Origin of the sequence: Streptomyces liangshanensis, assembly GCF_011694815.1 — a bacterium.
GTDB classification, from domain to species: Bacteria; Actinomycetota; Actinomycetes; order Streptomycetales; family Streptomycetaceae; genus Streptomyces; species Streptomyces liangshanensis.
The window spans coordinates 4463795-4483418 of record NZ_CP050177.1 but is presented as its reverse complement, the minus strand read 5'-3'; the positions used below and the strand labels follow the sequence as shown (position 1 = coordinate 4483418).

Sequence of the window (19624 nt, the reverse complement as noted above, 5' to 3'; positions counted from 1 at the left end):
GCCCGGAGGCAACACCGTGTCCGCGCACGACCCCGAACCCCCCGAGTCCGCCCTCCCCGACCTCCCCGACCTCCCCGCACCGGACGCCGACCCGCTCGGGCGGGAGCGGGCCCACCTCAGCTCGTCCCGGGCCGCCCTGCGCGCCATGCGCGAGGACGTCCAGTCGCTCGACATCCGCGACGTCACCGCGAACTGGGTCAACGCCGCCGTCCTGGAGGCCCAGATCGAGGAGCGCATCAAGGCGCTCGCCGACCTCTCCCACACCCCGCTCTTCTTCGGCCGGCTCGACTACCTGCACGTCGTCGGCGCGGACCAGGCCGAGGGTGCCGAGGGCGAGCGCTTCTACATCGGCCGCCGGCACGTCCACGACGCCGACGGCGACCCCATGGTGGTGGACTGGCGCGCGCCGGTCTCGCAGCCGTTCTACCGGGCGTCCAAGAAGGACCCGCACGACGTCGGGCTGCGCCGGCGCTTCGGTTACACGGCCGGCGAGCTCACGGCGTACGAGGACGAGCACCTCTCCGACCCCACCGAGGCCGCGACGACCAGCAAGCTGCTCCAGGCCGAGATCGAGCGTCCGCGCGTCGGGCCGATGCGCGACATCGTGGCGACGATCCAGCCGGAGCAGGACGAGATCGTACGGAGCGGGCTCGGCGGGACGGTGTGCGTGCAGGGCGGCCCGGGCACCGGCAAGACCGCCGTCGGCCTGCACCGGGTCGCGTACCTCCTGTACGCGCACCGCGAGCGGCTCGCCCGCACCGGCACGCTGGTCATCGGGCCGAACGCGTCCTTCCTCCACTACATCGAGCAGGTGCTGCCCGCGCTGGGCGAGCTGGAGGTGAAGCAGGCGACGGTGGAGAGCCTGGTCACCTCGGCCGCGGTGGAGGTACGGGGCACGGACCCGGCCGGCACGGCGGTCGTCAAGGGCGACGCGCGGATGGCCGAGGTGCTGCGGCGGGCGATCCGCTCCCACGTGACGCTGCCGACCGAGCCGGTGGTGGTCGTGCGCGGTTCGCGGCGCTGGCGGGTGCCCGCGTACGAACTGGAGGAGCTGGTACGGCAGTTGCTGGAGCGCGACATGCGGTACGGGGCCGCGCACGAGGCGTTGCCGCAGCGGATCGCGCACGCGGTGCTCGTCCGGATGGAGGAGGCGGGCGAGGCGCCGGACGACCGGGTGCAGGACGCGGTCGCGCGTACCCCCGCGGTGAAGGCGGCCGTGAAGGCGATGTGGCCGCCGGTCGACCCGGCGAAGCTGGTGCTGCGGCTGCTGTCGGACGCCGAGTTCCTGGCGGCGCACGCGGAGGGTCTGCTGACGCCCGAGGAGCAGGGGGCGATCCTGTGGGCGAAGCCGGCGCGGAGCGTGCGGGCGGCCAAGTGGTCGGCGGCGGACGCGGTGTTGATCGACGAGGCGGCCGATCTCGTGGCCCGTACGCACTCGTTGGGGCACGTGGTGCTCGACGAGGCGCAGGACCTCTCGCCCATGCAGTACCGCGCGGTGGGCCGGCGCTGCTCGACGGGGTCGGCGACGGTCCTGGGGGACCTGGCGCAGGGCACGACGCCGTGGGCGACGGCGAGTTGGGCGGACGCGCTGCGGCACCTGGGCAAGTCGGACGCGGTGGTGGAGGAGCTGACGGCCGGTTTCCGCGTGCCGCGTGAGGTGATCGCGTACGCGTCGCGGTTGCTGCCGCTGATCTCGCCGGGGTTGGCGGAGGTGGAGTCGGTGCGGGAGTCGCCGGGGTCGTTGTCGGTACGCCGCGTCGTCGACCCGCTCGCGCTGGGGGCGGCCGTCGTCGCCGCGTGCGTCGAGTCCTTGACGCACGAGGGCTCGACGGGGCTGATCGCGGCGGACGCCCGGATTCCGTTGCTGGCGGGTTTGCTGGACGCGGCGGGGTTGCCGTACCTCTCGCCCGGCGAGGAGACGACGGCGGAGGCCCGCCTGACCCTGGTTCCGGCGTCGCTGGCGAAGGGCTTGGAGTACGACTACGTGGTCCTGGACGAGCCGGCGGCGGTGGTGTCGGGGGAGCCGGACGAACGCACCGGGTTGCGCCGGTTGTACGTCGCGCTGACGAGGGCGGTGTCAGGCTTGTCGGTCCTCCACGCGACCCCGCTACCGCCGGCGCTGCGCGCCTGAGGGCCGCTTTGTCCTCAATCGCCGGACGGGCTTGATTGTGCCGCTGCGGGCCGGTGACCGTGTGCGGGTTGTCGCCGGGGGTCGGGCAGGGGTCGTGTCCTGCACTGCATGTTTTACGTCGCGCGCAACCAGTTGTTGACGGCAACCCCCATCACGCGACACAAAACACGCTCTACGTTCCGGACACGACCCCTGCCCGCCCCCCTTCCAGGCGCACGTCAAGACAACCTGATCAAGCCCGTCCGGCGTTTGAGGACATCTTTGACCGCAACGGTCACGCCCGACCGCAACCTCCTCCAGCCCGTCCGGCGATTGAGGACGTCTTTGACCCGCGCGGCCCACCGGCCCCGAAGCCCGTTCGGCGATTGAGGACAAGTCGTCGGCGCGCGGCGTTACGCGTCCAGTGCCTCGCGCCACGAGAGGACCGACGCCGTCGATACCGGACCGCCCCAACCGAAGGGGCGCGCCGCCCCCCCGATATGGAACGCCTCCACACCCCCCGCCCGCAAAGCCGGCACATGCGAAAGCCGCAACCCACCCCCGACCAGCAAGCACGCCCCGTAGCCGGGCTCCCCCCGGCCGGAGGCCACCGCCTCGGCGAGGAGCGTCGGAAGGCCCTGGTCCACCCCCTCCGCGGCCCCCGCCGTGAGGAACGTGTCCAGCCCCGGCAGGTCCGCGAGCTGCTTGCGGAGCTCGTCGCGGTCGACGGCCCGGTCGATCGCCCGGTGGAACGTCCACCGGCATCCGTCCAGCTCCGCCACCAGCCGTTCGACGGTCACCAGGTCCGGCGTCCCGTCCTCGTCGAGGAAGCCGAAGACGAACTCGTCCGCGCCCTCGGCCCGCAGCCCCCGCGCCGCGTCCACGAGCGCCTCCACGCCGTCCGCGCCGCCCGCCGCGAAGCCGTCGGACAGCCGCAGCATCACCCGGAGGGGGATGTCGACGGCGTCCCGGATCTTCGCGAACGTCTCCCGGGGCGGGGTCAGGCCGTCGGCCGCCATGTCGGTGACGAGTTCGAGCCGGTCCGCGCCCCCGCTCCGCGCGGCGACCGCGTCCTCCGCGTCGAGAGCGATCACCTCCAGGACTGCACGCTTGCTCATCGGGCCCCATTCCTAGGTAGGTGGACAGGTCTAGTCCAATATCCAGCCTAAGGGGCGGCCCCACCCCGGCGCATCACCGCATCACGCCATCCGTACCGTGCCCGGGTTCGTGCGGCTCCTCCGCACCCCCCGAGGACGCCGGCAGCGGCCCGACCGCCGCCCCGATCCCGTACGCGCCCCCGAACGCCGCCGCCAGCGCCAGTACGAACGCGGCGACCCGCACCTTGGTACTCGTCGTGCTCATCCAGATCCTGAGGTCCATGGTCGAGAAAATACCCCTCGGGGGTATCTTCTGGATAGGGGTAGGGGGTATACATGAAGAGTCAGGGTCCGCCGACGACGACAAGGAGCCGCCCGTCATGAACGTCACCCAGGGCAGCGACACCGGCACCGAGGCGACCGCGCCGGTCTCCGTTGAACTCCTCATCGGCGGCATGACCTGCGCCTCCTGCGCCGCCCGCGTCGAGAAGAAGCTCAACCGCATGGACGGCGTCGAGGCCACGGTGAACTACGCCACCGAGAAGGCCAAGGTCAGCTACCGCGGCGACGACATCTCCGTACAGGACCTCGTCGCCACCGTCGAAGCCACCGGCTACACCGCCCGTGAACCCGTACCCGATCCGCCCGCGCCCACCGCCTCCCCGCAGGAATCCGCGGCGGAGGCCGGGAAGGGAGCCGGGAAGGAGGCCGGGAAGGAAAGCGGCGAGGAGGACGCCGCCCTGCGCCCCCTCCGCGAGCGCCTGATCACCGCCGTCCTCCTCTCGGTCCCCGTCATCGCGATGGCGATGATCCCCGCCCTCCAGTTCACCAACTGGCAGTGGCTGTCCCTCACCCTCGCCGCCCCCGTCGTCACCTACGCCGCCTGGCCCTTCCACCGCGCCGCGTGGACCAACGCCCGGCACGGCGCCGCCACGATGGACACGCTCATCTCGCTCGGCACGTCGGCGGCGTTCCTCTGGTCGGTCTGGGCCCTGTTCTTCGGTACGGCGGGCATGCCCGGCATGACCCACCCCTTCGAGTTCACCCTCTCCCGCTCCGACGGCTCCGGGAACATCTATCTCGAAGCCGCCGCGGGCGTCACCGCCTTCCTCCTGGCCGGCCGCTACTTCGAGGCGCGCGCCAAGCGCAGGGCCGGGGCCGCCCTCCGTACGCTGCTGGAGCTGGGCGCGAAGGAGGTCACCGTCCTGCGCGACGGCCTCGAAACCGTCATCCCCACCGGGCAGTTGACGGTCGGCGACCGCTTCCTCGTACGGCCGGGCGAGAAGATCGCCACCGACGGCACGGTCGTCGAGGGCTCCTCGGCCGTGGACGCCTCCATGCTGACCGGCGAGTCCGTCCCGGTGGAGGTCTCCGCGGGCGACGCCGTCACCGGCGCGACCCTCAACGCCGGGGGCCGGCTGGTCGTCGAGGCCACGCGGATCGGCTCCGACACCCAACTCGCGCGTATGGCACGGATGGTGGAGGACGCCCAGAACGGCAAGGCCGCCGCCCAGCGCCTCGCCGACAGGATCTCGGCCGTGTTCGTCCCGGTGGTCATGGGCCTCGCGCTCGCCACGCTCGGCTTCTGGCTGGGCGTCGGGGCCGGCGCGGCGGCCGCCTTCACCGCCGCCGTCGCCGTGCTGATCATCGCCTGCCCCTGCGCGCTGGGCCTGGCCACCCCGACCGCCCTGATGGTCGGTACGGGGCGGGGCGCCCAGCTCGGCATCCTCATCAAGGGCCCCGAGGTGCTGGAGTCGACCCGCCGCGTCGACACGATCGTGCTCGACAAGACGGGCACGGTCACCACCGGCCGGATGACGCTCCTCGCCACCCACAGCGCGGACGGTACGGACAAGCGCGACGTCCTGCGCCTGGCGGGCGCGCTGGAGCACGCCTCCGAGCACCCCCTCGCCCGCGCCGTCGCCGAGGCGGCCACCGCCCGCGCCGGCACGCTCCCCACCCCCGAGGACTTCGCGAACCTCCCCGGCCTCGGCGTCCAGGGCGTCGTCGAGGGACACGCCGTCCTCGTGGGCCGGGTGCGGCTCCTCGCCGAATGGGAGATCCACCTCCCCGAGTCGCTGGAGACGGCCAGGAAGGCGGCCGAGGCGGCGGGCCGCACCGCGATCGCGGTGGCCTGGGACGGCGAGGCGCGCGGCCTCCTGGAGGTCGCCGACGCGATCAAGGAGACCAGCCCGGAGGCCGTACGGCAGCTCCGCACGCTGGGCCTGACACCGATCCTGCTCACCGGCGACAACCAGGCCGTCGCGGAATCGGTCGCCGCCCAGGTGGGCATCGACCAGGTGATCGCCGAGGTCATGCCCGAGGACAAGGTCGGCGTCGTCAAGCGGCTCCAGGCCGAGGGCAGGACCGTCGCCATGGCCGGCGACGGGGTCAACGACGCCGCCGCGCTCGCGCAGGCCGACCTGGGACTCGCCATGGGTACGGGTACGGACGCGGCGATCGAGGCCGCCGACCTGACGCTCGTACGGGGCGACCTGCGGGCCACCGCCGACGCCGTCCGCCTGGCCCGCCGCACCCTGAACACCATCAGGGGCAACCTGTTCTGGGCCTTCGCGTACAACCTCGCCGCGCTGCCGCTGGCCGCCGCCGGACTCCTCAACCCGATGATCGCCGGCGCGGCGATGGCGTTCTCGTCGGTCTTCGTCGTCGGCAACAGCCTGCGGCTGCGCCGCTTCACGTCCCTGTCGCCCACCGCGGACAGGCCCTCCTGACGCGCCCGCCGCGCCCCGGGTCGTATGGTCGCCCCATGCCCGACCTCGACCACGGCCCGGACGCCACGCCAGGACCCGCCCTCCGGGACCGCTTCGCCACCACTCTGCGCGAAGCGGCCCAGGGGGCGGAGATCCGCGACCCGTACCCCTACGCCGACCAGCTCCTCACCCGCTGGTCCGAGCCCCAGCGGCGGTACCACACCGTCGACCACCTCCGCGCGGTCCTCGACCACGTCGACACGCTGGCGCGGTACGCCGACGACCCGGACCTCGTCCGCCTCGCCGCCTGGTTCCACGACGCGGTCTACCGCCCGGACCGCTCGGAGAACGAGGAACGCTCCGCCCGTCTCGCCGAACTCGCCCTGCCCGAGGCCGGGTTGAGCCAGGACGGCACGGACGAGGTGGCCCGGCTCGTCCGCCTCACCACCACCCACGCCGCCGCCGAGGACGACCGCAACGGCGCCGTCCTGTGCGACGCGGACCTCGCCGTCCTCGGCTCGCCCCCGGAAACGTACGACGCGTACGCGGCCGCCGTGCGCGAGGAGTACGGCTTCATCCCCGAGGCCGACTTCCGGGCGGGCCGGGCCGCGATCCTGGAGCAACTCCTCGATCTGCCGCGCCTGTTCCGCACCCCGCACGGCGAACTGGAGTGGGAGGCCCGCGCCCGCAGGAACCTGGCGGCGGAGCTGCGCACGCTGACGGCGTAGCCCCCGTACCGTCACGGGGCCCACCGCGACAGCCACGAACGGGAGTGCCACGAACGGGAATGCCACGGATGGGAATGCCACAGACAGTCCCCGCGTTGTGACCTGCCGTGCCCAAGCCGCCCAAGTCCCGTATGCCGATAGCCGTCCACACCCTGGGTCTGTCCGTCTTCGCCCTCGGGACCAGCGAGTTCATGCTCTCCGGCCTCCTCCCGGACATCGCCGACGACATGGACGTGTCCATCCCCACGGCCGGACTCCTCATCTCCGCCTTCGCCATCGGCATGGTGATCGGGGCGCCCCTGCTGGCCGTGGCCACGCTCAAGCTGCCGCGCCGCACCACCCTCGTCGCCCTGATCTCGGTCTTCGGCCTCGGCCAGGTCGCGGGCGCGCTGGCCCCGACGTACGGGATCCTCTTCGCCTCGCGCGTCGTGAGCGCCCTCGCCTGCGCCGGGTTCTGGGCGGTCGGCGCCGGGGTGGCCGTCGCGATGGTCCCGGTCACCGCGCGCGCCCGCGCCATGTCGGTGATGATCGGCGGGCTCTCCCTCGCGAACGTGCTCGGCGTCCCCGCCGGCGCGTTCCTCGGCGAACACCTGGGCTGGCGCTCGGCGTTCTGGGCCGTCGCCGCGGCCTCCGCCGTCGCGCTCGCCGGCGTACTGGCCCTGATCCCCCGCATCCCCCTCCCCGCCGAGAAGCCGCGGGTCCGCCGGGAACTCTCCCTCTACGCCGACCGCCAGGTCTGGCTGGCCGTCGCCCTGACCGCGCTCGCGGGCGGCGGCATCTTCTGCACGTTCTCGTACCTCGCCCCGCTCCTGACCGACGTGTCCGGCCTGGACAGCGGCTGGGTCCCGACCGTACTGGCCCTCTTCGGCATCGGCGCCCTGGCCGGTACGACGACGGGCGGCCGCCTCGCCGACGCCCACCCCTTCGGTGTCCTCCTCGGCGGCATCGGCGCGTCCACGATCCTCCTGGCCACCCTGGCCCTCACCGCCTCCCACCCCGCCGTCGTCGTCCCCCTGGCGCTCCTCCTCGGCTTCTCCGCCTTCATCACGGCCCCGGCCCTCAGCGCCCGCATGTTCAACCTCGCCGCGGCGGCCCCCACCCTGGCCGGCGCCACCTCCACGGCGGCCTTCAACCTCGGCAACACCAGCGGCCCCTGGCTCGGCGGCAGAGTGATCGACGCGAACCTCGGCTACGCGGCCACGGCCTGGGCAGGCGCCGCGATGACAGCCCTGGCGGTCGCCCTGGCCGCACTCTCCCTCCACCACCACCGCCGCACGACAAGCGAAATCATCACGGGCTCACACCTCGCACCCAAGGCCACGGCGCTCGGCACGCGGCAGGAGGCCGGGACCCGGCTCGTCGCGGACGAGTGAGTGTGGAGGCCGGGGGTTCGGTTTTTGTTGTCGGTGGGGGTTGGCGCCGTCTCCGATACGGGGGCTCCTTCGGGGCCCGCGTATCGGCGAGCGGTGGAAGGTACGGCGATGGCGGGAACGCGGCACCGGGCGGAACGGACTCGGAGCGGGCGGGGGTGGTGGGCCGGGGGTGCCGGGGTGGTGGTGGCGGGGGCCGCGGTGGTGGCGTTGACGTGGTCCTCGTTGTTCGGGGGCGGGGCGGGCGTGGACTCCGTACGGTCCGCCGGGGTGCCCGAGGCGTCGCCGACGGTTGTGCTGCCGTCCGTCTCGGCGTCGGCTCCCGCGGACAGTCCTTCGCCGTCCGTGTCCGGTACTTCGAAGCCGAAGCCGAAGAAGAAGGCGGTGGCGGCGAAGACGGGGGCGGCGAAGGTTGAGGGGGGTGAGTCGGCTGGGCCCCGGAAGAGCAAGGTCGGCGCCTCCGGGGGGCAGGAGAGCGCGGGCGGGGTCGAGAGGCGGGGTACCGCCGACACCCGCGTTGTCTCGTTCGTGAACAAGGAGAGCGAGACCGTCTGGGTCGCCGCCCTCGGCAGCCCCGAGCACCCCCTCGCCGCCACCGGCTGGAAGCTCGCCCCCGGGCAGCGGGTGTCGGTCGACGTGCCCAGTGGGTGGGTCGGGCGGTTCTGGGGGCGTACCGGCTGCTCCTTCGACGGCGCGGGGAACGGTCACTGCGAGACCGGCGACTGCGCGGGCGGCTTCCAGTGCACCGGCAGCGGGGCGACCCCCGCGACGCTCGCCGAGTTCGCGCTGAGCGCGCCCAAGCCCGGGGCCATGGACTTCTACGACGTGAGCATGGTCGACGGCTCCAACCTGCCGATGTACATCAACATCACCCGCGGCGACACCACCGACCCCGTCAGCGCCTCCGGATGCGTGGCGGCCGGCTGCACGAAGCCGGTCGCGTGCCCGGAGAAGATGCGGTTCACGGCCGGCGGGCGGGTCGTCGGCTGCACGAACCCGTGCACGGCGTTCGGCGGCAAGACGTACTGCTGCGAGGACGAGTGGGCGGGCCGCGAGAACTGCGTGCCCTCGCGCTGGCCGGTCGACTACACGCAGGTGTTCAAGCGGGCCGAGCCGTACGCGTACTCCTACGCCTTCGACGACTCCGCGACCATGCCCTGCAAGGGATCCTGCGACTACCGGGTGACCTTCGGGGTCACCACGTGAGGTGCGCGGGACTGCTGTGACGGGCTGTCCGCGCGACGCCTGGTGAGGGGCGGGCTAGCGTGGTGACGTAGGGGTACGTGGGCGGCCGCGGGGGTCGGCAGGGGCCGCGCGGGTCGGGGAACCCCGAGCCACCGGAAGGGTGTCCCATGCGTCTGCTCTTCACGTCCGTGCCGGTCCACAGCCACCTCGCGCCCATGCTCCCCCTGGTGACCGCCGCGCGGGACCGCGGGCACGAGGTCCTCTTCGTGACCGGTCCCGACGGGGTGTGGCATCCCGAGGCGCTCGGCCTGCCCGCCGTCGCCGCGGGGCCGCCCTTCGCCGAGTCGGCCGGGCGCTACCGGCGCTCGTACCCGGCCGCCGTGCTCGCCGGGCTGTCGGCGGAGGAGCGGGTACGGCATCTGCTGGTCCACGGGCTGATCGAGATCGCGGCGGCCGAGATGGCCGAGGACGTGGTGGAGGTGGTCCGCGCCTGGCGCCCCGACCTGGTGGTCGCGGGACCCGCCGAGCGGGCGGGGGTGATCGCCGCCGCCCTGGCCGGCGTCCCGTACGTCTTGGAGGACTTCGGGCCGCCCCGCTCCGCCGCCTTCGCCGAGCCGGGTTGGCGGGCGGTGGAGGAGGTCGTGACGGGCCGCCGGGGGCCGGGGGCCGGGCCGGGGCCGGGGTCTGGAGACGGGCGCGGGCCTGGGACCGGGCGGGCGACGGGCGAGGGGCTCGGGCCTGGGGTCGGGCAGGCGACAGGCGACGAGCGCGAGAGCGGGGCTGGGCGGGCGACGGGCGACGGGCCCTGTCAGCGGCTCGACCGGGTGCCTTGCCTGGAGATCTGGCCCGTCGGGATGCGTCCCGACGACACCGTGCCGGGCGGCGGGTCCGGGGGCGGGTGGGAGTTCGCCGAGCGCTGGCCCCTGCGGGCCGAGCACCTCACGCCCGAGCCGGGCGAACGGCCCGCGCTCTTCGACGACCTGCCCTTCGAGAAGACCGTGTACGTCACCCTCGGCACCGGTCACGGCAACCTGCCCGGCGTCCTGGAGACGATGGTCCGGGCGCTGCACGGCGAGCGCGTCAACGTCGTAGCGACGGTCGGTACGAACGGTGACCCGGCGCGCTTCGCGGGCCAGCCGCCGTACGTACGGATCGAGCGGTACGTCCCGCAGAAGCGGCTGCTTCCGTACGTGGACCTCGTCGTCTGCCACGCGGGGGCGGGCACGGTCCTCGGGGCCGTCGCGCACGGGCTCCCGCTGGTGGTGGCGCCGCTCGCGGCCGACCAGTACGACATCGCGGCGCAGGTGGTCCGCGCCCGCGTGGGGCTGCTGGCGGATCCGGGCGAGGCGGCGAACGCGGGCGGGCTGTCCGCCGACGCCGTACGGCACGCCTTCCGTACGGTGACCGGGGACGAGGGGTTCCGGGAGCGGGCGGCCGTCGTCGCCGGGGAGATCGCCGCGATGCCGGGGCCTGGGGAGGTCGTGGACCGGTTGGTGGCGTACGCGGGGAGGCGTGTCCACGCCTGAGGCGCCCCTCCTCAAGCCGCCGGGCGGCCCTTCGGGCGCCTGAGGCCCGCTTCCGTGATGCGCCGTACGAGCTCCTTCGAGCCGACGCGTACCGCCCCGGCGGCCAGCGCGTCCTCGTAGCGGTGCGCGGGCACGTCGTAGTGGTCCCGTTCGAACGCGCGCGGCGGGCAGCCGATCGACGCGGCGAACGCGTGCAGCTCGTCGAACGACACATCGCTGACCAGGTGCGACCACATGCGCCCGTGTCCCGGCCAGGTGGGCGGGTCGATGTAGACGGTCACGGGGTGTCCGTCCCGTCGGAGGGATCGCCGGAGCGGTCGTCGGAGGGCTCGTCCGCCGGGCCGCCGAAGGGCTCCTCGAACGGCCCCTCGTACGGACCGCCGAGCCGCCCGCCGAACGGCCCCCCGCCCGTCGTCCCGCCCCCGCTCGACCCGCTCAGCCCGCCCACCGGCGCCACCACCACCGCCTCCTTCGCGCACACCCAGTGCGGATCGGCCCCCAGCTCCGGCTCCACCTCCAGGGCGTGCGGCTCCACCGCCACGCACACCGGGCACAGGGGCCAGCGGCCGTAACGTTCCAGCAGGGCGTCCTGGACGTCCTGCGCGACCAGCCCCGCCACGAACCCCGCGCCCTCCGGCCACTGCTCCACCCACCAGCGGCGGTGCGACACCGCGTCCTCCACCAGCGACACGATCCCGGCCTCCGCGACACCGGCCGCGGAGAGGTCGGCCAGGACCAGGGCCCTGGCGCCGTGCAGCGCCTGCTCCAGCGCGTTGTTCACTTCGTCCATCCCCACATTGTCCTCCACGGGCTTGACCACCGGCGGGGGGCGAAAATACCTTTCAGGGATGACTCGGGACGTGAAGGAAAGTTTCAGCGCCGGTGCCCCGCCCGCGCCCGCGGCCCTGGCCGCCAAGGTGCGGACCCTCGCGCCCTCCATGACCCGGTCCATGCAGCTCGTCGCCGAGGCCGTGGCGGGCGACCCGGCCGGCTGCGCGGCGCTCACCGTCACCGGCCTCGCGGAGCTGACCGGCACGAGCGAGGCGACCGTCGTCCGCACCGCCCGCCTCCTCGGCTACCCCGGCTACCGGGACCTGCGCCTCGCGCTCGCCGGCCTCGCCGCCCAGCAGCAGTCGGGCCGGGCGCCCGCCGTGACCGCCGACATCACGGTCGACGACCCCATCGCGGACGTCGTCGCGAAGCTCGCGTACGACGAGCAGCAGACCCTCGCCGACACCGCCGCCGCCCTCGACACCGTCCAGCTCGGCGCCGTCGTCGCCGCGGCGGCGGCCGCGCGCCGCATCGACATCTACGGCGTCGGCGCCTCCGCGCTCGTCGGGATGGACCTCGTACAGAAGCTGTCGCGCATCGGCCTCGTCGCCCAGGCGCACAGCGACCCGCATCTCGCCGTCACGCACGCCGTCCAGCTCCGCGCCGGTGACGTGGCGATCGCGATCACCCACTCGGGCTCCACGTGGGACGCGATCGAGCCGCTGCGGGTCGCCTTCGACCGGGGCGCGACGACGGTCGCGATCACCGGCCGCCCGGACGGCCCCGTCTCGCAGTACGCCGACCACCTCCTCACCACCTCCACGGCCCGCGAGAGCGAGTTGCGCCCGGCGGCGATGTCCAGCCGTACGAGCCAACTGCTCGTCGTCGACTGCCTGTTCATAGGCGTGGCGCAGCGTACGTACGAGACGGCGGCGCCCGCACTGTCCGCGTCGTACGAGGCGCTCGCGCACCGCCACAGCCCGCGCACCACCCGCTGACCCAGCCACCCGCTGCCCCACGCGAAGGCCCCTCCCCGCACCCCCACCCGCAGAAGAAAGCCGCTTCTTCATGACCTCGACCTCCGGCCCTTCCGCTCCCGACCCTTCCTCCTCCGGCACGTACGGCGAATCCTCTTCCGGCACGTACGGCGAGCTCCGCGCGCAGCTCGACGCGCTCACCACCGAGGCGTTCCGGCCCGAGCTGGCCGAGATCGACCAGCTGCCCACGCTCGACATCGCCCGGATCATGAACCGCGAGGACAGCACCGTCCCCGACGCGGTCGCCACCCAACTGCCCCTCATCGCCGCCGCCGTGGACGCCGTGGCCGAGCGGGCCGCGCGCGGCGGCCGGCTGATCTACGCGGGCGCGGGCACGGCGGGGCGGCTGGGGGTGCTGGACGCCAGCGAGTGCCCTCCGACGTTCAACACCGCCCCGGAGCAGGTCGTCGGCCTGATCGCGGGCGGGCCGGGCGCGATGGTGACGTCCGTCGAAGGCGCCGAGGACTCCAAGGAGCTGGCCGCCGCCGACCTGACGGCACTCAAGCTGACCGCGGACGACACGGTGGTCGGCGTCTCCGCGTCGGGCCGGACCCCGTACGCGGTCGGCGCGGTCGAGTACGCCCGCGGCCTCGGCGCCCTCACCCTCGGCCTGTCGTGCAACGCGGGCAGCGCGCTGGCGGCGGCCGCCGAGCACGGCATCGAGGTGGTCGTCGGCCCCGAACTGCTCACGGGGTCGACCCGCCTCAAGGCCGGTACGGCGCAGAAGCTCGTCCTCAACATGATCTCGACGATCACGATGATCCGGCTCGGCAAGACGTACGGGAACCTGATGGTCGACGTCCGCGCGTCGAACGAGAAGCTGCGCGCCCGCTCGCGGCGGATCGTCGCGCTGGCCACCGGCGCGTCCGACCCGGAGATCGAGGCGGCCCTCGCGGCCACCGACGGAGAGGTGAAGCCCGCGATCCTCACCATCCTCGGCGAGGTCGACGGCCCCGGCGCCGCGTCGCTCCTGGCGGAGTCCCGGGGGCACCTGCGCGCGGCCCTGAAGGCGGCCCGCACCGCCTGACCGGTCATTTCCGTTGCCCGGACCACGCACCTTGCGCTACAAGGAGGGCGGCGGACGCACCGCCGGCACAGCTCAGGGGGGATCACGATGGACGGCGAACGGGTCGGCACGACGAACGGAACGACGGACGCGGCGGGGGTCGTCGGGGCGGCGGGTACGGCAGGGGCGCCGGGTCTCGTACGTACCGCGGGCCCCGACAACCCCACCACCCCCACCGCCCCCACCGCCCCCCGCGTCCTCCACCGCGCCGAGCTGCGCGGGCGGGCCACCGGTGTCGGCGTCATGGCCTGCTTCGCCCTCGGGTGGAGCGCCGGCGGCGTGGGGAGCCTGCCCGTCACCGCGGGCCGGGCGGTGTTCGCCGGCTGTGCCGTGCTCACCGTCGTGTTCGCCGTGCTCGCCGCCCGGATGACCCGGCGGGCGGCGGGCGCGCCGGAGGACACGGACCTCACCCCGGCGGTGAAGCGGGCCGCCGGGCGCCGCTTCCTCCTCGTCCTCGGCGCCGAGATCGTGGCGATCTTCGTGATCGCCCGCGTCCTGGGCGCCACCGGGCACTCCGAGGCCGTTCCCGCCGTCATCGCCCTCGCCGTCGGGCTGCACTTCTTCCCGCTCGCCGGGCTGTTCGGCGTCCGCTTCTACCACCTCACCGGCGCCGCACTCTGCCTGTTCGCCGTCGCCGCGCTGCTCCTCGCGCCCCTGACCTCGACACCGGCCCTGTGGACGCTGCTGCCCGGCCTCGGCTCGGCGCTGACCCTGTACGCGACCGCCGCGCGGCTCGTACAACCCCGCCCCTGACCTGCCCGGCCGCACGCCCCGCCCCCTCCGTACCGCCCGGGACCGCCTGGGACCGCCCGGGATCGCCCGGGCCCACGTCCCCCACCCCCTCACGGGGAAGTGTGAAACCATGCGATAAGGGATATTTGCGTGCGGATGGGGTCTCACTCATGGTCGATGCCGAGGGCGGCACCGGAGCGACGGTGCCCGGTGACGACGGCCGCCCGGTGGCGTCAGGGTCCCCGCACGACGGCCCCGCGCAGACGGCCCTCGACGTGGTGGGCGCGGCCGTGGCCGTGATCGACGCGCGGGGGGCCGTCATCGGCTGGACGCGGGCCGCGGAGGAGCTGCTCGGGTACCGGGCGGCCGACGTGGTGGACCGTTCCGCCACCCGTCTGCTCCAGGACAGCCCTGCCGACCGGAGCGGCGCCCCGGACCCCCTCGTCCCCACCTGGCCCGCACGCGTCCGCGCCGGCGAGCCCTGGTCGGAGCTGGTCGAGCTGCGGCACCAGGAGGGGCACGGCGTCCACGTCACCCTCCACGCGTCCCCGCTGGCCGGCCCCGACGGCCGTACCGACTGGTTCGTCTCGGCCGCCCCGCTCTCCGCGTCGTCCTTCCGGCCCACGCGGGACGGCGTGGTGGTCAGGTCCCTCCTGGAAGGCGCCCCCATCGGGCTGTCGATCTGGGACACCGACCTGCGCTGCGTCTGGCTCAACAGCACGGTCGAGCGCCAGAGCGGCGTCCTGCGCCACGAGCGCATCGGCCTCCGCGTGACCGAGTCGCTGCCGGGCTTCGACACGGACGCGGTCGAGGCGGCGATGCTCCAGGTGCTCAGGACCGGCACCCCGGTCATCGACCACGAGTTCCGCTGGATCGCCCAGGACCTGCACGAGGAGCGGGCCTTCTCGTCGTCGTTCTTCCGGCTCGACGGGCTGGACGGCCGCCCGCTGGGGGTGTGTTCCATCGCGGTGGACATCACGAGCAGCTGGGCCCGCGAGCGCCTCGCCGTCCTCAGCGAGGCGGGTACGCGGATCGGGACGACGCTCGACGTCATGCACACCGCCCAGGAGCTGGCCGACGTCGCGGTGCCGCTCCTGGCCGACTACACCAGCGTCGATCTCACCGAGGCGCTGCCGCTCGGCGGGGAGCCGCTGGAGCGGCTGGAGTCGGCGGACGGTACGGTCCCGGTCTTCCGGCGCTGCGGGGTCGCGTCCATCCACGAGGGCAACCCCGAGTCCCTGTGGTCCATCGGGGAGGCCGTGTACGTCCCCACGGTCTCGCCCTTCATGTCCGCGATGACCACGGGGAAGTCGCAGTTCGAGCCGATCATCAGGACCGGCCCGGGCACCTGGGTCGAGAACGATCCCGGGCGGCGCAGGGTCATCGAGGAGACCGGGGTCCACTCGATCATCGTGGTCCCGCTGCGGGCCCGCGGCACGATCCTGGGCGTCGTCGTCTTCAGCCGTAACGACACCATCACCCCGTTCAGCCGGGACGACCTCCTGCTGGCCGAGGAGCTGGCCGCGCGGGCCTCCCTGAGCCTGGACAACGCGCTGCGCTACACCCGCGAGCGCACGGCGTCCCTCGCCCTCCAGCGCAACCTGCTCCCCCGCCACCTGTCGGGCGGCCACGCCGTGGACGTCGCCGCCCAGTACCTGCCCGCGGACCTCCACGACGGCGTCGGCGGCGACTGGTTCGACGTGATCCCGCTGTCCGGCGGCCGGGTCGCCCTGGTGGTCGGTGACGTCGTCGGGCACGGCATCAACGCGGCGGCGACGATGGGGCAGCTCCACACGGCCGTGCACACCCTGGCGGACATGGACCTGCCGCCGGACGAGCTGCTCGCCCACCTCGACGACCTGGTCGTACGCCTCACCGAGGAGGACGCGGAGCCGCGCGACGAGGACTTCAGCACGCCCGTGATGGGCGCGACGTGCGTGTACGCGGTGTACGACCCCGTCACGCGGCGCTGCACGATGGCGCGCGCCGGCCACCCGCCTCCCGCGATCGTCTTCCCGGACGGCACCGTCACCTTCCCGGAGCTGCCCGCAGGTTCGCCGATCGGGCTCGGGCTGCTGTCCTTCCAGTCGGTCGAGATGGAGTTGCCGGAGGGCAGTGTCATCGCCCTCTACACCGACGGCCTGGTGGAGACCCGCGAGGCGGACATCGACGTGGGGCTGGGGCGGCTGGGCGCGTCCCTCGCCAGGACCGGCGGCCGGGGGACCCCGCTGGACGAGGTGTGCGCGGAGGTGGTCGGCACGATGGTGTCGAAGGCCCCGTCCCAGGACGACGTGGCGCTGCTGCTGGCCCGTACCCGCTCACTGCCCCCGGACCATGTGGTCACCTGGGTGCTGCCGACCGACCCGGCGCTGGTCTCCAACGCCCGCGCGCTGGCCGTCGCCAAGCTCTCCTCGTGGGGGCTCGGCCAACTGGCGCCCACCGTCGAACTCATCGTCAGCGAACTGGTCACCAACGCCATCCGGTACGGCGCCGGCCCCATCCGGCTCCGCCTGATCCGCCACCGGGCCCTGGTCTGCGAGGTGTTCGACTCCGACGACCGCTCCCCGCGCCTGCGCCACGCCCGCGCCGAGGACGAGAAGGGCTGGGGCCTCTTCCTGGTCGCGAAGCTCTCCCACCGCTGGGGCACCCGCACGGCCCCCGGCGGCAAGATCGTCTGGGCGGAACTGGAACTGCCGCTGGGCGCGTGACCGGGCCGGTGCGGGCCAGCACGTGCGCCTCGGAATCGGACGAACGTTCACCCAGCATGACGAACTTGATACGAAGGGTGATCACGCTTTAGCGTGCGCGACAGGACGCCGCTGCGCCCGCCCCGCCACGGCGGAGGCCCCGCCTGAGAGGACTCGTGCGTGACCATTCAGCCCGCTCGCGCCAGAAGCGGGGCACGATGTAGGGGAGGAGGCGACGCCATGACCCCCAGCCCCGCTGATCACGCGCAGATGTCCGTGGAGGACTTCGAGCAGATCGCTCGTACGGCCCCGAAGACAGTGAAGCTCGAATTCGTCAACGGAAAACTAGAGGTCAAGCCCGTGCCGGACGGCGACCACGACGAGATCGTCCTGTGGCTCCAGACCCTGTGCATGCAGCACCGCCCCGAGTTGGGGCTCTACGCCGAGCGCGGTCTCCGGATCGAGGCCTACCGCAAGGGGCGGGCCGTCCCGGACGGCGTGCTCGCGCCGCGTCGGCATTTTGTCGGGCACGGCCTGTGGTCCGATCCGGAAGGCGTCCTCATGGTCGTGGAGGTCACTTCGTACGACTCGGACACCGACCGCCGCGACCGTAACGAGAAGCGGGACGGCTACGCCGCGGCGGGCATCCCCGTCTATCTCCTCATCGACCGCGACAACGGCACCCTCACCGTCTACAGCGAGCCCCTGAACGGCGTCTATCAGCGGCAGCCCTCGTACCCGTTCGGCACCGACGTCCAGCTGCCCGAGCCCGCCTCCCTCACGCTGGAGACCGAGGAGCTGACCGCCTACATCCGCTGACGCCGACCCCCACCCCCGGAAACACCCGAAGGCGGCACCCCCCGGAAGGGATACCGCCCTCGGTTCAGGAACGCTCCGAGCCGATGCCGTACAGCCGTGCCGACCGTACGGCGAGAGGCTCAGAAGTCCATGTCGCCGCCCGGCATGCCGCCCGGCGCGCCGCCCGCGGCGGCCTTCTCCGGCTTGTCGGCGATGACGGCCTCGGTGGTGAGGAACAGCGCCGCGATGGAGGCCGCGTTCTGGAGAGCGGAACGGGTGACCTTCGCGGGGTCGATGATGCCCTCGGCGATCATGTCCACGTACTCGCCGGTCGCGGCGTTGAGGCCGTGACCGATCGGCAGGTTGCGGACCTTCTCGACGATGACGCCGCCTTCGAGACCACCGTTGACGGCGATCTGCTTGAGCGGAGCCTCCAGCGCGAGCTTGACGATGTTCGCGCCCGTCGCCTCGTCACCTTCGAGCTCGAGCTTCTCGAACACCGAGGAAGCCTGGAGCAGGGCCACGCCACCACCGGCGACGATGCCCTCCTCGACGGCGGCCTTGGCGTTGCGCACCGCGTCCTCGATGCGGTGCTTGCGCTCCTTGAGCTCGACCTCGGTCGCGGCGCCGGCCTTGATGACGGCCACGCCGCCGGCCAGCTTCGCGAGGCGCTCCTGGAGCTTCTCGCGGTCGTAGTCCGAGTCGCTGTTCTCGATCTCGGCGCGGATCTGGTTCACGCGGCCGGCGACCTGGTCGCTCTCGCCCGAACCGTCGACGATGGTGGTCTCGTCCTTGGTGATGACGACCTTGCGGGCGCGGCCCAGCAGGTCGAGACCGGCGTTCTCCAGCTTGAGGCCGACCTCTTCGGAGATGACCGTGCCGCCCGTGAGGATGGCGATGTCGTTCAGCATCGCCTTGCGGCGGTCACCGAAGCCCGGGGCCTTGACGGCGACGGACTTGAAGGTGCCACGGATCTTGTTGACGACCAGGGTCGACAGCGCCTCGCCCTCGACGTCCTCCGCGATGATCAGCAGGGGCTTGCCCGACTGCATGACCTTCTCCAGCAGCGGAAGGAGGTCCTTCACGTTGCCGATCTTGGAGTTGACGATGAGGATGTACGGGTCGTCCAGGGACGACTCCATGCGCTCCATGTCGGTGGCGAAGTACGCCGAGATGTAGCCCTTGTCGAAGCGCATGCCCTCGGTGAGCTCGAGCTCCAGACCGAAGGTCTGCGACTCCTCAACGGTGATGACGCCTTCCTTGCCGACCTTGTCCATCGCCTCGGCGATGAGCTCGCCGATCTGGGTGTCGGCGGCGGAGATGGAGGCCGTCGAAGCGATCTGCTCCTTGGTCTCCACGTCCTTGGCCTGCTCCAGCAGGGCACCGGAGACGGCCTCGACGGCCTTCTCGATCCCGCGCTTGAGGGCCATCGGGTTGGCGCCGGCCGCCACGTTGCGCAGGCCCTCGCGGACGAGTGCCTGGGCGAGGACGGTCGCGGTGGTCGTACCGTCACCGGCGACGTCGTCCGTCTTCTTGGCGACTTCCTTGACCAGCTCGGCGCCGATCTTCTCGTACGGGTCCTCGAGCTCGATCTCCTTGGCGATGGAAACACCATCGTTGGTGATCGTGGGGGCGCCCCACTTCTTCTCGAGGACGACGTTGCGACCCTTGGGACCAAGGGTGACCTTGACGGCGTCGGCGAGCTGGTTCATCCCGCGCTCGAGACCGCGCCGTGCCTCCTCGTCGAACGCGATGATCTTGGCCATGTGAAGTGGTCCTCCCGGACTGGGGTGGATTGCTCCGGAC

General features: G+C 73.0%; 15 protein-coding genes and 1 pseudogene. 11 read left to right on the top strand and 5 right to left on the bottom strand.

What is annotated here, in order from left to right; all coding sequences use genetic code 11:
• Positions 1-16 precede the first annotated feature (16 nt).
• Positions 17-2131 carry a HelD family protein gene (locus HA039_RS19455; RefSeq protein WP_243869576.1) on the top strand — a complete coding sequence of 705 codons (2115 nt, stop codon included), beginning with the start codon at positions 17-19 and terminating at the stop codon, positions 2129-2131.
• Between the two features lie 392 nt (positions 2132-2523).
• Here HA039_RS19455 and HA039_RS19450 read toward each other — a convergent pair whose 3' ends face one another.
• Together HA039_RS19450 and HA039_RS19445 are read right to left on the bottom strand one after the other, a co-directional pair.
• Positions 2524-3228 (bottom strand): copper homeostasis protein CutC, encoded by a 705-nt coding sequence (locus HA039_RS19450; protein WP_167031487.1) that lies wholly within the window; start codon positions 3226-3228, stop codon positions 2524-2526.
• A gap of 73 nt (positions 3229-3301) precedes the next feature.
• Positions 3302-3472, bottom strand: coding sequence for a hypothetical protein (locus tag HA039_RS19445; RefSeq protein WP_167031484.1), 171 nt, complete (start codon positions 3470-3472; stop codon positions 3302-3304).
• Between the two features lie 115 nt (positions 3473-3587).
• Between HA039_RS19445 and HA039_RS19440 the strand changes: the two genes are divergently transcribed.
• From HA039_RS19440 to HA039_RS33615, 5 genes are all read left to right on the top strand, one after another.
• On the top strand, positions 3588-5939 hold the full coding sequence (locus HA039_RS19440) for a heavy metal translocating P-type ATPase (RefSeq protein WP_167031481.1): 2352 nt from the start codon (positions 3588-3590) through the stop codon (positions 5937-5939).
• A gap of 35 nt (positions 5940-5974) precedes the next feature.
• Positions 5975-6646 carry an HD domain-containing protein gene (locus tag HA039_RS19435; RefSeq protein ID WP_167031478.1) on the top strand — a complete coding sequence of 224 codons (672 nt, stop codon included), beginning with the start codon at positions 5975-5977 and terminating at the stop codon, positions 6644-6646.
• Between the two features lie 131 nt (positions 6647-6777).
• Positions 6778-8019: a Cmx/CmrA family chloramphenicol efflux MFS transporter gene (locus HA039_RS19430; RefSeq protein ID WP_167037134.1), complete on the top strand. Its 1242-nt coding sequence runs from the start codon at positions 6778-6780 to the stop codon at positions 8017-8019.
• A gap of 108 nt (positions 8020-8127) precedes the next feature.
• Positions 8128-9222: a thaumatin family protein gene (locus HA039_RS19425; RefSeq protein WP_167031475.1), complete on the top strand. Its 1095-nt coding sequence runs from the start codon at positions 8128-8130 to the stop codon at positions 9220-9222.
• Positions 9223-9368: 146 nt separating this feature from the next.
• Complete coding sequence (locus HA039_RS33615) at positions 9369-10727, top strand: glycosyltransferase (RefSeq protein WP_208298651.1); 1359 nt, start codon at positions 9369-9371, stop codon at positions 10725-10727.
• Positions 10728-10738: 11 nt separating this feature from the next.
• Here the strand turns inward: HA039_RS33615 and HA039_RS19410 are convergent, their stop codons facing one another.
• Positions 10739-11008 (bottom strand): DUF4031 domain-containing protein, encoded by a 270-nt coding sequence (locus HA039_RS19410; protein WP_167031472.1) that lies wholly within the window; start codon positions 11006-11008, stop codon positions 10739-10741.
• Positions 11009-11163: 155 nt separating this feature from the next.
• Positions 11164-11517: pseudogene (locus HA039_RS19405) on the bottom strand (hypothetical protein); the annotation flags it as partial.
• Between the two features lie 58 nt (positions 11518-11575).
• Between HA039_RS19405 and HA039_RS19400 the strand changes: the two are divergent.
• From HA039_RS19400 to HA039_RS19380, 5 genes are all read left to right on the top strand, one after another.
• Positions 11576-12496, top strand: coding sequence for a MurR/RpiR family transcriptional regulator (locus HA039_RS19400; protein ID WP_167031469.1), 921 nt, complete (start codon positions 11576-11578; stop codon positions 12494-12496).
• A gap of 70 nt (positions 12497-12566) precedes the next feature.
• Complete coding sequence (murQ, locus tag HA039_RS19395; RefSeq protein WP_167031466.1) at positions 12567-13562, top strand: N-acetylmuramic acid 6-phosphate etherase; 996 nt, start codon at positions 12567-12569, stop codon at positions 13560-13562.
• A gap of 87 nt (positions 13563-13649) precedes the next feature.
• Positions 13650-14354 carry a hypothetical protein gene (locus HA039_RS19390; RefSeq protein WP_167031464.1) on the top strand — a complete coding sequence of 235 codons (705 nt, stop codon included), beginning with the start codon at positions 13650-13652 and terminating at the stop codon, positions 14352-14354.
• 149 nt (positions 14355-14503) lie between these two features.
• On the top strand, positions 14504-17041 hold the full coding sequence (locus HA039_RS19385) for a SpoIIE family protein phosphatase (RefSeq protein ID WP_167031460.1): 2538 nt from the start codon (positions 14504-14506) through the stop codon (positions 17039-17041).
• Positions 17042-17260: 219 nt separating this feature from the next.
• Complete coding sequence (locus HA039_RS19380; protein ID WP_167031457.1) at positions 17261-17839, top strand: Uma2 family endonuclease; 579 nt, start codon at positions 17261-17263, stop codon at positions 17837-17839.
• Positions 17840-17958: 119 nt separating this feature from the next.
• Here the strand turns inward: HA039_RS19380 and groL are convergent, their stop codons facing one another.
• Positions 17959-19584 (bottom strand): chaperonin GroEL, encoded by a 1626-nt coding sequence (gene groL, locus HA039_RS19375; protein ID WP_167031454.1) that lies wholly within the window; start codon positions 19582-19584, stop codon positions 17959-17961.
• Positions 19585-19624: the final 40 nt, after the last annotated feature.

Excerpts from the sequence above, each read along its gene's own strand:
- HA039_RS19450 (WP_167031487.1), bottom strand. The coding sequence starts at position 3,228 with ATGAGCAAGCGTGCAGTCCTGGAGGTGATCGCTCTCGACGCGGAGGAC.
- HA039_RS19445 (WP_167031484.1), bottom strand. The coding sequence starts at position 3,472 with ATGAGCACGACGAGTACCAAGGTGCGGGTCGCCGCGTTCGTACTGGCG.
- HA039_RS19440 (WP_167031481.1), top strand. The coding sequence starts at position 3,588 with ATGAACGTCACCCAGGGCAGCGACACCGGCACCGAGGCGACCGCGCCG.
- HA039_RS19435 (WP_167031478.1), top strand. The coding sequence starts at position 5,975 with ATGCCCGACCTCGACCACGGCCCGGACGCCACGCCAGGACCCGCCCTC.
- HA039_RS19430 (WP_167037134.1), top strand. The coding sequence starts at position 6,778 with ATGCCGATAGCCGTCCACACCCTGGGTCTGTCCGTCTTCGCCCTCGGG.
- HA039_RS19425 (WP_167031475.1), top strand. The coding sequence starts at position 8,128 with ATGGCGGGAACGCGGCACCGGGCGGAACGGACTCGGAGCGGGCGGGGG.
- HA039_RS33615 (WP_208298651.1), top strand. The coding sequence starts at position 9,369 with ATGCGTCTGCTCTTCACGTCCGTGCCGGTCCACAGCCACCTCGCGCCC.
- HA039_RS19400 (WP_167031469.1), top strand. The coding sequence starts at position 11,576 with ATGACTCGGGACGTGAAGGAAAGTTTCAGCGCCGGTGCCCCGCCCGCG.
- murQ (WP_167031466.1), top strand. The coding sequence starts at position 12,567 with ATGACCTCGACCTCCGGCCCTTCCGCTCCCGACCCTTCCTCCTCCGGC.
- HA039_RS19390 (WP_167031464.1), top strand. The coding sequence starts at position 13,650 with ATGGACGGCGAACGGGTCGGCACGACGAACGGAACGACGGACGCGGCG.
- HA039_RS19385 (WP_167031460.1), top strand. The coding sequence starts at position 14,504 with ATGGTCGATGCCGAGGGCGGCACCGGAGCGACGGTGCCCGGTGACGAC.
- HA039_RS19380 (WP_167031457.1), top strand. The coding sequence starts at position 17,261 with ATGACCCCCAGCCCCGCTGATCACGCGCAGATGTCCGTGGAGGACTTC.
- groL (WP_167031454.1), bottom strand. The coding sequence starts at position 19,584 with ATGGCCAAGATCATCGCGTTCGACGAGGAGGCACGGCGCGGTCTCGAG.